Consider the following 11,448-nt stretch of genomic DNA (forward strand, 5'->3'; position numbering starts at 1 on the left):
GCGCCGTGGGCTGTGGCGCGGCAGCGTTGTGGCATGGCAGCGTTGTGCGGCGCCACGTGAACCGCCACGCCGTGGAAATCCTGATGGCGCTGACGACCCTGCTGTTCGCCTGGTTGTGGTGGCGCGGCGGCGCCACGGTGGTCGCGCGTCCGCGTTCCAACGGCAAGGCGCTGCTGGCCGGCGGCGCGTCGGGCATCACCACGATGGTGGCGCATTCCGGCGGGCCGCCGCTGGCCATGTACCTGCTGCCGCTGGGGCTGTCCAAGGAGGTCTACGGCGGTACCACCAGCATGTTCTTCACCATCGGCAACCTGCTGAAGGCGGGGCCGTGGCTGGCGGTGGGCGAGCTGTCGCGCGGCTACTGGAGCCTGGTGGCGCTGTGCGTGCCGGCGGCTTTCGTGGGGGTATGGGCGGGATGGCGGCTGCATCACCGGCTGAACCAGGCGCAGATGTACCGGCTGTGCTACGGGCTGCTGGTGGTGACGGCGACGAAGCTGCTGTGGGATGGCGTGACGGGTCTAGTCATGCCCTCGCCGTAGAATGGCGGCTTCGCACTCGAATTCCGCCGCGGGGATGCAGCGTGCATAGCCCGTTTCTGCTTGCCTGGCCTGGTTTGCCCGCGGCGGTTGAGTGATTTGCGCAGCGCCCGGTCCGGCGGCACGATGCCGCGACGGCATTGCGTGCCATTCCAGAGGATCCGCTGGCCATGTCTACCCCAATGCCCGCAAGCCTGGACGCCCTGCGCCAGTCGCTCGCCGAAACCGAGCTGCCCGACGCCGTCGTCGCCCATCTGGTCGCGCAAGCGCGTCCGGCGCTGGTGCTGGCCACCTCCGCCGCCGACGAGGCCGCGATTCCCCTGGGCGCGACCAAGATCGGCGGCAGCCCCGACCTGCCGCCGGGCATGGCCTGGCCGACGCGGCCCGCCTATCCGGACGCGGCGCAGCGCGCGCAGGGGCATCGCGAGAATGCGGACCGCACGCTGGCGGATTCGAAGAAGAAGGGTTCGTGGATGACGCCCGCCGAGGGCAAGCTGTTCAGCGAGGAATACCGGCGGCGCGCGGACGCCGTGGAAACGGAATTTCCGCTGACCTTCCTGGGCCAGTTCAACCTGGCCGAGCTGTCGACCCATGCGGGCTTCGACGCCGCGCTGCCGAACGAAGGCCGGCTGCTGGTGTTCTACGACTTCCTGGAACAGGCCGAAAGCTTCTCGCCCGCCGCCTCGGTGGGCTGGCGCGTGTTGTGGGATGCCACGCCGGCGGCCGAGCTGGTGCGCGCGCCGGTGCCGGAAGCGCTGTCGTCTATCTCCGATGAAGAATGGACCTGCGTGTTCCGCGCGGCGCCGGTTTCGGCTCAAACGGTGTATACGCCGATCCAGACCGACGACGCGTCCTGGGATGCCTTCGATCTGGACGACGAGGAAAGCTGCGACGCCTACGAAGACTGGCTGGAACAGTTCGGCACGCCGGACAGTGAAGACCGCGACAACCACCAGCTGGGCGGTTTTCCGCAGACGATACAGAGCGGCATGCAGGAAACCTGCCAGCTGGTCGCGAACGGTCTGTACTGCGGCAACAGCGAGGTCTGGCAGACCGAGCAGGCGCGCAAGCTGATGGCGTCCGCGCATGAATGGCGGCTGCTGGTGCAGATCGGCGCGGATCCGAATGCAGGCATTCCGCAGCCGGGCGCCTACTACGTGACGATGCGCGAAGAGGACATCGCGGCGCGCCGGTTTGATCGGGCGCGGTTGACGTATCAGTGCGACTAGGTCGTTGCCCTCTCGTCCAGGATCGCGCTGCGCGGTTGTAGCCACTGTCCGGGCGCGCGTTCGTGCGCGCCGGCCGGCCCCGTAATCCGGCAGGGGCCGGCGATTATCAGACGATGCGCCATGCGTCGCGGGTTGATGCTCCTACGCTGCCTACGTATATTCAACGTCGACCAAAGCGCATGCGCTCAGGCGCATGCTGCGTGCCGAACTGGAGGCCAGACGATGAAGAAGCGCAACCTGTACTCGGAGATCGCCGAAGGCTTCGACGCGATGTCGAACGCGCGTGCGGGCAAGCACACGCTGCGCACGCACGAGGTGGAACTCAAGCCTGCGCCGGATGTGACCGCCGAGGAATTGCTCGCGCTGCGCGAACGCCTGCGCCTGTCGCGTCAGGTGTTCGCCCGTTATCTGCGCACCAATCCCCGCACGCTGGAAAACTGGGAACAGGGCCGCGCCAAGCCGAACGCCCAGGCCGCGCTGCTGATCCGCCTGGTCGAAAAATTTCCTGATACGGTCGAACGGCTGGCGGCGGTGTGACCCGTCGTTGATCGCCCAGTCTTCCCCGGCCTGAACACGCACGGTTCAACGGCCAACGCCAGCCCGCGAGCCTGCGGGCGTCGGCAATTTCCCCCTCTTTTCCCACGGGCTCGCGGTCATTCCGCCATCCGCCCTCTTCACAGGCCCTAATGCCGACTATTAGATTTGCTTAAACAAGCCGATATTTTTGACCCTGCAGGTCGGCATTCTTAGCATTTCTCATAGGAGACACCATGGGCGCGCTGAAGAACGATTCCGGACTCGATATCCGCATGCTGCGTATTTTCGCGGCGGTGGCCAGCGCCGACAGCCTGTCGGCGGCGGCCGAGGCGCTGGGCGTGACGCAGTCCGCGGTGTCGCAGACGATTTCGCAGATCGAGGCCACGCTGGGCATGCGCGTGCTGGACCGTTCGCGCCGGCCGTACCGGCTGACGCCGGCGGGCGTGACGCTGCAGCGGCAGTCGCGGCAGATCGTCGATGACGTGGACCGGTTGATCGCGCAGGTGCGCGAGGCGGACCTGATGAATCGGCCGGCGATCCGCATCGGCATGATCGATTCCTTCGCGGCCACGACCGGGCCGGCCATCGTCAAGCGGCTGACGCAGAGCGCGAGCCAGGTGCTGGTGTGGTCGGGGCTGGCTTACGGCCATGCGCAGGCCCTGCTGAACCGGCAGGTGGACATCATCGTCACCACGGACGCGCTGGAGGATGTGGATGGACTGGCGCGCCGCGCGATCCTGTACGAGCCCTTCGTGCTGGTGGCGCCGACGGCGCGGGCGGACGAATTCGCGCGCATGGATCTGCGGCAGTTGGCGCAGGCGGCGCCGTTCATCCGCTTCAGCCGCCGCTCGCATTTCGGCGCCATGATCGAGCGCCATATGCGCCGCGCCAACGTGACCGCGCCGCCGTTCCTGGAGATCGATACCAGCGACGTGGTGATGGCGATGATCGCGGCCAACCTGGGTTGGGCGCTGACCACGCCGCTGTGTCTGTTGCAGGGGCGTTCGTGGCTGGACCAGGTGGCGGTGCTGCCGCTGCCGGGACCGGGCCTGGCGCGCACGCTGCACCAGGTGTCGCGGCAGGGCGAGTTCGAGGAGATGGCGGACGCGTTCTGGCAGTACAGCCGCAGCGCGCTGGAAACGGAGATTTTTCCGCAGATCAACGCGCGGCTGCCGTGGCTGGGACGGCAGATGCGCTTGTGTTGAAAGGCAGGGCCCATCCCTGAGGCGCCGCGCGCCGCCCATCTGGGCGGCCCCCTCAAGAGGGCATCGTCGCGGACCGGCAAAGCCGGCTCCGCGCGATCTCGATAGCGCGCGTATCGCGGTGGGTGAAATCGGTAAATCAAGGCGGTCCCCGCGTCGCGCACCCTAGGTGCGCACGCTGCCCCCGCGGGACCGTCGTCAGCCTTGGGGCGGCCAGACCATAACAACGCAAAGGGAGAAGGACATGCAGGAGACAAGACGGAGATTCATCCAGGGCGCGGCGCTGGGGGCGGCGGCGCTGTCGCTGCCGCTGGCCGGCCGCGTATGGGCCGCGGGCGCGCAGGCCGTGCGCTACGGCGGCTCGGCATGGCTGGGCCATTACCCGGCCTGGTTGGCGATCCAGGCCGGCTATTTCAAGGCCGAGGGGCTGGACGTGGGCTGGGAATCGTTCGGCACCACGTCGGCGCGCGTCAGCGCCCTGCTGTCGGGCAACATCGACATGGCGGTCACGGCCGCGCCGGCGGCGCTGGCGGTGATGGCGCGCGGGTCGAAGCACTTCGCCATCATCGGCGTGCCGGAGAATTTCGGCCGCGTGGAAGGGTTGATCGTGCGCGACGGCGTCAAGACCCTGGCCGACCTGAAGGGCAGGAAGGTCGGCGTGACCTTCGCGTCCAGCGCGCATCTGCTGGTGCTGAACCTGCTGGATCAGGCCGGGTTGAAGGCGGACAAGGACGTGACCGTGCTGAACGTGCCCGCGCCGGAAATGCCGGCCGCGTTCCAGTCCGGCCAGATCGACGCGGCGGCGGCCTGGACGCCGCAGTTCAACGCCATCAGCGCCATGCCGGGCGCGCGCGTGCTGGCGGATGACACGCAGTTCTCGCTCTACCGCGACTACGGCGTGACGCCGGGGCCGGACGTGCTGGTGGCGCGCCGCGCCTTCCTGGAAAAAAACCCGGACGCGGTGAAGCGTTTCCTGAAGGCGTATTTCCGCGCCAATGAGCAGCTGCGCGCGCAGCCGGACAGCGCCGTGGCCGCGCTGGTGGAGCTGACCAAGCTGGCGCCGGCGGATCAGCTGGCGATGGTGAAGGGCGCCGACTGGTACGGCGCGGCGGACCAGCGCGGTTTGCTGGATCCGGGCGGCAAGTACATCGACGGCCTGCAGAAGCTGGCCGAGATGATGGTGCGCTACGGCCAGATCGACAAGGCGCCGCCGGTGCGCGAGTGGATCGACCCGGCCTATCTGTAGAACGCGCGGCGCCGGCCTGGCGCCGCGTTGTTCGCGCACTTGAACCTTCAACGCCTGGAATGAATTGAATGATGAACGCCCCGACTCGCCAGCGGCGTCCGGACCTGATGCTGATCAGCAGCGTGTCCGTGATCGCGCTGCTGCTGTTCTGGGAGGCCGCGTGCCGCCTGCAATGGGTAGACCCGCTGTTCCTGCCTCCGCCCTCTTCCGTCTACGCCCGCATGGCGGGCATGTGGGAACAGGGGTCCCTGATGTCCCACATCCTGGCGTCCGCGCGCCGCGTGATGGTGGGTTTCGCCGCCGCGACCGCGCTGGCGATCCCGCTGGGCATTTTCCTGGGCACGTCGCGGCGCGCCCGCGCGGCCTTCGATCCGATCCTGTCCTTTTTGCGGCCGCTGCCGTCGATGAGCTGGATTCCGCTGTCGCTGCTGTGGTTCGGCATCACCGAGACGCAGAAGTACAGCATCGTCTTCATGGGTACCTTCGCGCCCGCGCTGCTGTACGTGATCGAGGCCACGCGCAACATCGATCCGCTGCTGATCCGCGCCGCGCGCAACCTGGGCGCGAGCGGGCCGCAGGTGATGCGCCTGGTGATCCTGCCGGCCAGCCTGCCGCAGATCTTCAGCGGCTTCAAGGTGATCCTGGGGCTGTCCTGGACCTGCGTGATTTCCGCCGAGCTGGTGGCGGCGAAGGAAGGCCTGGGCTTCTTGATCATGAACGGCAAGGAGTTCTTCCAGACCGACACGGTGGTGCTGGGCATGGCGCTCATCAGCGTCACGGTGTTGATCACCGACGTGGTGTTCCGCGTCATCGAAAACAGGGTGCTGGCATGGTCGCGGTGAATACGATGGCAAACGACACGATGATCTCGCTCGAAGGCATCTCCAAGTCCTTCGGTTCCTTCCATGCGCTGCAAGGCGTGGATCTGGAGGTCAAGCGCGGCGAGTTCCTGGTGGTGCTGGGCGCCTCGGGCTGCGGCAAGTCCACGCTGCTGAACCTGATCACCGGCTTCGAGCAGCCCAGCGCCGGCCGCATCGTGGTCAATGGCCGCGAGGTGCGCGACGTGGATCCGCATTGCGGCATGGTGTTCCAGCAGTACGCGCTGTTTCCCTGGCTGACGGTGGCCGAGAACGTGGCCTTCGGCCTGAAGCTCAAGGGCGTGCCGGACGCCGAGCGCCGCGCCACCGCGCAGCAGTTCATCGAGATGGTGGGCCTGAAGGGCTTCGAGGACGCCTATCCCAAGGCGCTGTCCGGCGGCATGCGCCAGCGCGTTTCCATCGCGCGGGTGCTGGCCAACGATCCGGACGTGATCCTGCTGGACGAGCCCTTCGCGGCGCTGGACGCGATGACGCGGCAGGTGCTGCAGGAAGAGCTGACGCGCATCTACGAGCGCAGCGGCAAGACCATCATCTTCATCACGCACTCCATCGACGAGGCGCTGCTGTTGTCCAACCGCATGGTCATCATGAGCGCGCGGCCGGGCCGCGTGGCTTGCGACATTCCCAACGACCTGCCCTTTCCGCGCAATGCCGACGTGCAGCTGTCGCCGCGCTACATCGAGCTGAAGTCGCAGATCTGGGGCATCGTGCAGAACGAAGTGATGCGCAGCCTGCAGGCGCGCGCCGACCAATGAGGCGCGCGGCGGCGCGCCGGCGAACGATATTCCAACCGCAACACTGAACCCATCATCATGTCTCACCCCTCAGGGCAATCGCGGACTTTTCCCCACTACCAAAGCGGCTCGGGCTGGAACGCCATGCTGCCGGCGCGCGCGCCGCGCGTGGCCGCGCCGCCGCAATCGCGCTTCAGGCACGTGGTCATCGGCGCCGGCTACACCGGCCTGGCGGCCGCGCGTCGGCTGGCCGAATTGCAGCCGCAGGAACCGATCCTGGTGCTGGACGCCAGCAGCGCCGGCGAAGGCTCGGCCGGGCGTAACTCGGGCTTCCTGATCAACCTGCCGCACAACACGCGCATGAGCGGGCATCACAGCCCGCTGCAGGTCGCGCGCAAGCAGATCGCCATGTACCAGGCCGGGCTGGACTGGCTGGCGCAGTTGTCGCAACAGGGCGGCTTCGATTGCGGCTGGGACCTGGCCGGCAAGTACCACGCCGCCGCCACCGAGGGGGGCAGCCGGAACCTGCGCGCGTCGCTGGCGCAGTATCGCGACTGGGGCGTGGCGTACACGGAACTGGACCGCGAGGCGATGCGCGAGCAGTTGGGCACCGACTATTACCAGTTTGGCTATCACTCGATGAACAACGTCTTCGTGCAGCCCGCCGCGCTGATTCGCGGACTGGCCGACACGCTGCCGGACAACGTCTGGCTGATGGAGAACAATCCGGTCGAATCGGTGGATGGCGGCGGTCCCTACATCGTGCGCACGCGCAATGGCCAGTTCAGCGCCGACAACGTGATCCTGGCCAACAACGCCTTCGCACGTCGCCTGGGCTTCCTGCGCAGCCGGCTGGTCACCATCTACACCTACGCGGGCGTGACGCCGGTGCTGGACGCGGCGCAGCAGGCGCTGCTGGGCCAGCGCGACCAGTGGGGCGTCATCCCCGCCAACCGCCTGGGCACCACGCTGCGCCGCATCCGTGGCGGCAGGTTCATGGTGCGCAGCGCCTATTCCTACGAGGCCGAGCAACCGCTGGAGCGCATGGCCGGACAGCTGCGCGCGTCGTTCCTGCGCCGCTATCCGCAACTGGCCGCGCATGATTTCGAATACGTGTGGAGCGGTTCCACCGCCCTGACCGGCAACGGCGCGTCCTTCGTCGGCGAGGTCCGGCCCGGGCTGTACGCCGCCGTTGGCTGCAACGGCGCGGGCGTCATCAAGGGCACGATCCACGGCCGCCTGCTGGCCGAGCGCATCGCCGGCCAGCGCAGCGCCATGCTGGATGACCTGGAAGCCCTGGAGAAACCGAACTGGCTGCCGCCCGATCCGCTGCGGCGCATCGGGGTGCTGACGGCGATTGCGTGTCAGGTGAGGAAGGCGGGGTTGGAGAAGTAGGGGCGCCTGGGCGCCGTCGATCCAAGTCTGGGGAGCAGCCCGTGCGGCCTACTTCCCAGACACGCATTCCAGCGACCGCTCCCGCGCCATCGCGAACTGCGCCTCGTCATCCATCGCGGCGGCCACGTTGGCGATGGCCTGGTAGGCCAGCAGGTCGAACGCCAGCCGGGCCGGGTCGGTGGCGGCCGGCAGTTCCCGCGCGGCGATTGCCTCGGCCGCCAGGCTTTCGAAGCGCGCGCGGGTTTCGTTGCGGTGTTGGTTCACGCGGTCGCGGATCGCGCCTGGGCGGCTGCGGAACTCGCTGCTCACCGCGGTGAGAAAACAGCCGCCGGGCAGGCGACGGTCCTGCACGAAGCGGAACCAGCCCGCGACCAGCGCGCGCAGCCGTTCGCCGGGGCGGGACTGGGCCATCGCCGGGTCCACCACTTCGTCGCGGTACATGTCCACCGCGCTTTCCAGCGTGGCCAGCTGCAGGGCTTCCTTGTCGCCGAACAGCACCTGGATATTGCCCTTGGCCACGCCGGCCTCGGTCGCCAGCCGGCCGAAGGTCAGGCCTTCCAATCCTTCCACCGACGCAATGCGCGCCGAATGGGCCAATACCCCGGCGCGCGCCTTGTCGCCCCGGATGCGGCGGCGGTCCGTTTCAACCATGAGTCCATCCTTGCTTGTCAGCCTGCGATGCTTCAATTTAATATACGGTCGTACGTATATCAATGTTTCCCTTCTTCCGGGACCACGACATGACCGATACCCCTCACGCCGGCGCCAGCCGCTGGTTCGCCCTGGCGGCCCTGCTTTCGGCGAATTTCCTCATTATTCTCGACCTCTTCATTGTCAATGTCTCGCTGCCTCGGCTGCAGACGGGGCTGGGCGCGAGCTTTTCCCAGGTCCACCTGGTGATCGTCGGCTACGACGCCGCGCTGGCCGTGCTGCTGATCACCGGCGCACGGTTGGGCGACCTGTACGGCCGCCGCCGCGTCTTCCTGTGGGGAATGGCGCTGTTCACCCTGTCGTCGCTGATCTGCGGCGTGGCGCCCGACCCCGGAATTCTAATTGGGGGTCGGGTGATCCAGGGCGCGGCGGCGGCCCTGCTGATGCCGCAGGTGCTGGCCTCGATCCGTGTCATGTTCGACGGCGCCAGCCGCGCGCGGGCCTTCGGCGCGATGGGGGCGGTGCAAGGCGTGGCGGCGACCATCTCGCAGCTTGCCGGCGGGTTCCTGATCGAGCAGGACTATGCCGGCCTGGGCTGGCGCATGATCTTCCTGATCAATCTGCCCATCGGCCTGGCGGCGATGCTGGCCGCGCGCTTCTGCATCCGCGAGACCCGCGCGCCGGTGGCCAGCCGGCTCGACGTGGCGGGCGCGCTGCTGGCGGCGTCGGGCCTGTTCCTGCTGCTGGTGCCCATCATGCTGGGGCATGACCATGGCTGGCCGTGGTGGTCCTATGCCGGTCCGGTGGCGGCGGTGCCGGTGCTGGCCGTCTTCGTGCGCTACGAGCGCGGCCTGTCGCGGCGCGGCGGCGTGCCGCTGATCGAGATGGCGCTGTTCGCCAACCGCCGTTTCATCACGGGCGTGAGCGCGGTGTTCCTGTTCTTCTCCGCCATCAGCTCGTTCTTCCTGTCGCTGACGATGCTGCTGCAATTCGGCCTGGAACTGAGTCCGCTGGCCGCCGGCGCGGTCTTCACGCCGTCGGCCGTGGCGTTCTTCGCGGCGTCGCTCAGCGGCCCGCGCCTGGCCGAGTGGCTGGGCCGGCGTGCGCTGCTGCTGGGCGTGCTGGTATTCGGCGCGGGCATCACCTTGTCGGCGGCGGGCGCGATCCTGGATCCGGCCAATCTGACGCTGGTCGTTGTGGCGCTGGGGCCCAATGGCGCGGGCCAGGGGCTCGGGGTTCCGCTGGCGGTCAACGGCGTGCGGGGGTGCGTGGGGGCGGAGGACGCGGGCATGGGGTCGGGCATTTCGTCCACCATGCAGCTGACCGGCACGACCGTGGGCGTGGCGGTGGTGGGCGTGGTGCTGTTCGCGGCGATCGGCTCACCCGATCTGCTGGACGCTGCGCGCGCGCAGCGCTACGGCCACGCGCTGGCCTGGGCCACGCTCTACAACCTGGCGGCGGTGGCGGCCAGCTTCGTGTTGTTCGCGCGCCTGACGCGCGGCGTGTCCAAGGCGGGCGCAGCGCCGGCGGCGAGCGTGGAGCCGGTGGGACATTGACTGCGTCGCGCAGCGTGGTGCCGCGCGGCCCGTCCTGGCGCGGCGTCAGGCCGGAACCAGCGTACGCAGCTTGCGCAGCTCCGGAAACCACCACATCCACAACCCGGCCACCGCCACGGTGCCCAGTCCGCCGATCACCACGGCCGGCACCGCGCCGACCAGCGCGGCCATCACGCCGGACTCGAATTCGCCGAGCTGGTTGGACGCGCTGACGAACAGCGTGTTCACGGCGCTGACGCGGCCCAGCATGTGGTCGGGCGTGTTCAGTTGCACCAGTGATGAGCGCAGCACCACGCTGACGGCGTCGGCCGCGCCCAGCACCACCAGCGCGGCGATCGACAGCGGGATGGAGGTGGACAGCCCGAACACGGTGGTGGCCACGCCGAACACCATCAGCGCGCTGAACAGCAGGCGGCCGACCTGGTTGCCCAGGCTCAGCCGCGCCAGGGTCAGCGACATCAGCATGGCGCCGCAGGCGGGCGCGGCGCGCAGCGCGCCCAGCGCCCAGGGGCCGGCCTGCAGGATGTCCTTGGCGTAGATGGGCAGCAGCGCGACGGCGCCGCCCAGCAGCACGGCGAACAGGTCCAGCGACAGCGTGCCCAGCAGCAGCCGGCGCTGGAAGATGAAGGTGATGCCGGCGAACAGCGTGTGCCAGGTGGTCGGCTCGCGGCGCGGCAGCGCCCGTTCGATCTTCATGCTGGCGACGGCGGCGAAGGCGGTCAGGTACAAGGCCGCGGCCACGCAATAGATCCAGCCCGCGCCCAGGCCGTAGCCCACGCCGCCCAGCGCCGGCCCGGCGATCTGCGCGATCTGCCCGCCCGACGAGGACAGGGCCGTGGCGCGCGGCAGCCATTCGCGCGGCACCACGGCGGGGATCAGCGTGGACAGCGTGGGCGCCTCGAAGGCGCGCGCCGAGCTCATGATGATGAGCGTGGCGTAGATCAGCGGCTTGCCGCCCAGGCCGTGCAGCGCGGCCACCGCCAGCATCAGCGTGGCCAGCACTTCCACCGCCATGCAGATGGCCACGATTTTGCGGCGGTCGTATCGGTCGGCCACGTGGCCCACCACCAGCGTCAGCGCCGCCATCGGCAGGAACTGCGCCAGCCCGATCAGGCCCAGGTCCAGCGCGCTGCCGGACAGTTCGTAGATCTGCCAACCGACGGCGACCGAGACGATCTGGAAGGCCAGCGACGCGCTCACGCGCGCGAAGAGGAAATGCAGGAAGGCGGGGCGTCCTAAAGGACTGGGACCGGAGGTGTCTGGGGCGGGCATGGCGGGTCGCGCGGCGCGGGCGAAAGCTTCCGATTCTAGGCGCGGCGGGCTGACGGCGAGCTAAAGGGGGCGGACCAGCGGCCGCGTCTTTCTAGCGTTCGTCCAGCAGCGACACCCTGCCCGTCGCCACGGCCAGCACCGCCGCCGCCGAGCGCGCATTGGCGATGCTGTCGGCGTAGGCGTTCTGCGCGACCAGCATCTGGCTCTGCGCC

Annotated in this window: 11 protein-coding genes; 9 read left to right on the forward strand and 2 right to left on the reverse strand. The window is 68.7% G+C overall.

Annotated features, from left to right (window positions below; genetic code table 11):
* The 8 genes from KDH83_RS26185 to KDH83_RS26220 form a co-directional block, all read left to right on the forward strand.
* The coding region (locus tag KDH83_RS26185) for a sulfite exporter TauE/SafE family protein (RefSeq protein WP_212321039.1) at positions 1–539 on the forward strand (539 nt) is incomplete at its 5' end.
* A gap of 167 nt (positions 540–706) precedes the next feature.
* On the forward strand, positions 707–1,765 hold the full coding sequence (locus KDH83_RS26190) for a YwqG family protein (protein ID WP_212321041.1): 1,059 nt from the start codon (positions 707–709) through the stop codon (positions 1,763–1,765).
* A 222-nt stretch (positions 1,766–1,987) separates the two neighbouring features.
* Entirely contained in the window at positions 1,988–2,302 is a 315-nt protein-coding gene (locus KDH83_RS26195) for a transcriptional regulator (RefSeq protein WP_212321043.1), read from the forward strand.
* A gap of 233 nt (positions 2,303–2,535) precedes the next feature.
* Positions 2,536–3,507, forward strand: a complete 972-nt coding sequence (locus KDH83_RS26200; protein ID WP_212321045.1) for a LysR family transcriptional regulator — start codon at positions 2,536–2,538, stop codon at positions 3,505–3,507.
* Positions 3,508–3,748: 241 nt separating this feature from the next.
* A complete protein-coding gene (locus KDH83_RS26205) occupies positions 3,749–4,750 on the forward strand; it encodes an ABC transporter substrate-binding protein (protein WP_212321046.1) in 1,002 nt (333 codons plus the stop codon).
* A gap of 71 nt (positions 4,751–4,821) precedes the next feature.
* The gene (locus tag KDH83_RS26210) at positions 4,822–5,592 is read left to right on the forward strand and encodes an ABC transporter permease (protein WP_212321048.1); all 771 of its coding nucleotides are present in this window, start codon (positions 4,822–4,824) and stop codon (positions 5,590–5,592) included.
* Positions 5,580–6,383 carry an ABC transporter ATP-binding protein gene (locus KDH83_RS26215; protein WP_212321050.1) on the forward strand — a complete coding sequence of 268 codons (804 nt, stop codon included), beginning with the start codon at positions 5,580–5,582 and terminating at the stop codon, positions 6,381–6,383. Before KDH83_RS26210 ends, KDH83_RS26215 begins: the two co-directional genes overlap by 13 nt.
* 57 nt (positions 6,384–6,440) lie before the next feature.
* Entirely contained in the window at positions 6,441–7,757 is a 1,317-nt protein-coding gene (locus tag KDH83_RS26220) for an FAD-binding oxidoreductase (RefSeq protein WP_212321052.1), read from the forward strand.
* A 48-nt stretch (positions 7,758–7,805) separates the two neighbouring features.
* Here the strand turns inward: KDH83_RS26220 and KDH83_RS26225 are convergent, their stop codons facing one another.
* Positions 7,806–8,408 (reverse strand): TetR/AcrR family transcriptional regulator, encoded by a 603-nt coding sequence (locus KDH83_RS26225; RefSeq protein WP_212321054.1) that lies wholly within the window; start codon positions 8,406–8,408, stop codon positions 7,806–7,808.
* A gap of 89 nt (positions 8,409–8,497) precedes the next feature.
* On the opposite strand from KDH83_RS26225, the gene KDH83_RS26230 reads away from it, so the two are divergent.
* On the forward strand, positions 8,498–9,964 hold the full coding sequence (locus KDH83_RS26230) for an MFS transporter (RefSeq protein ID WP_212321056.1): 1,467 nt from the start codon (positions 8,498–8,500) through the stop codon (positions 9,962–9,964).
* A 45-nt stretch (positions 9,965–10,009) separates the two neighbouring features.
* Here KDH83_RS26230 and KDH83_RS26235 read toward each other — a convergent pair whose 3' ends face one another.
* Entirely contained in the window at positions 10,010–11,236 is a 1,227-nt protein-coding gene (locus KDH83_RS26235; RefSeq protein ID WP_212321058.1) for an MFS transporter, read from the reverse strand.
* Positions 11,237–11,448 lie beyond the last annotated feature (212 nt).

Origin of the sequence: Achromobacter sp. Marseille-Q0513 (assembly GCF_018195695.1) — a bacterium.
GTDB lineage: Bacteria > Pseudomonadota > Gammaproteobacteria > Burkholderiales > Burkholderiaceae_B > Achromobacter.

Bases quoted from the DNA above. Each gene is read 5' to 3' on its own strand.
- KDH83_RS26190 (WP_212321041.1), top strand. From the start codon at position 707: ATGTCTACCCCAATGCCCGCAAGCCTGGACGCCCTGCGCCAGTCGCTC.
- KDH83_RS26220 (WP_212321052.1), top strand. From the start codon at position 6,441: ATGTCTCACCCCTCAGGGCAATCGCGGACTTTTCCCCACTACCAAAGC.
- KDH83_RS26230 (WP_212321056.1), top strand. From the start codon at position 8,498: ATGACCGATACCCCTCACGCCGGCGCCAGCCGCTGGTTCGCCCTGGCG.
- KDH83_RS26200 (WP_212321045.1), top strand. From the start codon at position 2,536: ATGGGCGCGCTGAAGAACGATTCCGGACTCGATATCCGCATGCTGCGT.
- KDH83_RS26195 (WP_212321043.1), top strand. From the start codon at position 1,988: ATGAAGAAGCGCAACCTGTACTCGGAGATCGCCGAAGGCTTCGACGCG.
- KDH83_RS26235 (WP_212321058.1), bottom strand. From the start codon at position 11,236: ATGCCCGCCCCAGACACCTCCGGTCCCAGTCCTTTAGGACGCCCCGCC.
- KDH83_RS26225 (WP_212321054.1), bottom strand. From the start codon at position 8,408: ATGGTTGAAACGGACCGCCGCCGCATCCGGGGCGACAAGGCGCGCGCC.
- KDH83_RS26210 (WP_212321048.1), top strand. From the start codon at position 4,822: ATGAACGCCCCGACTCGCCAGCGGCGTCCGGACCTGATGCTGATCAGC.
- KDH83_RS26205 (WP_212321046.1), top strand. From the start codon at position 3,749: ATGCAGGAGACAAGACGGAGATTCATCCAGGGCGCGGCGCTGGGGGCG.
- KDH83_RS26215 (WP_212321050.1), top strand. From the start codon at position 5,580: ATGGTCGCGGTGAATACGATGGCAAACGACACGATGATCTCGCTCGAA.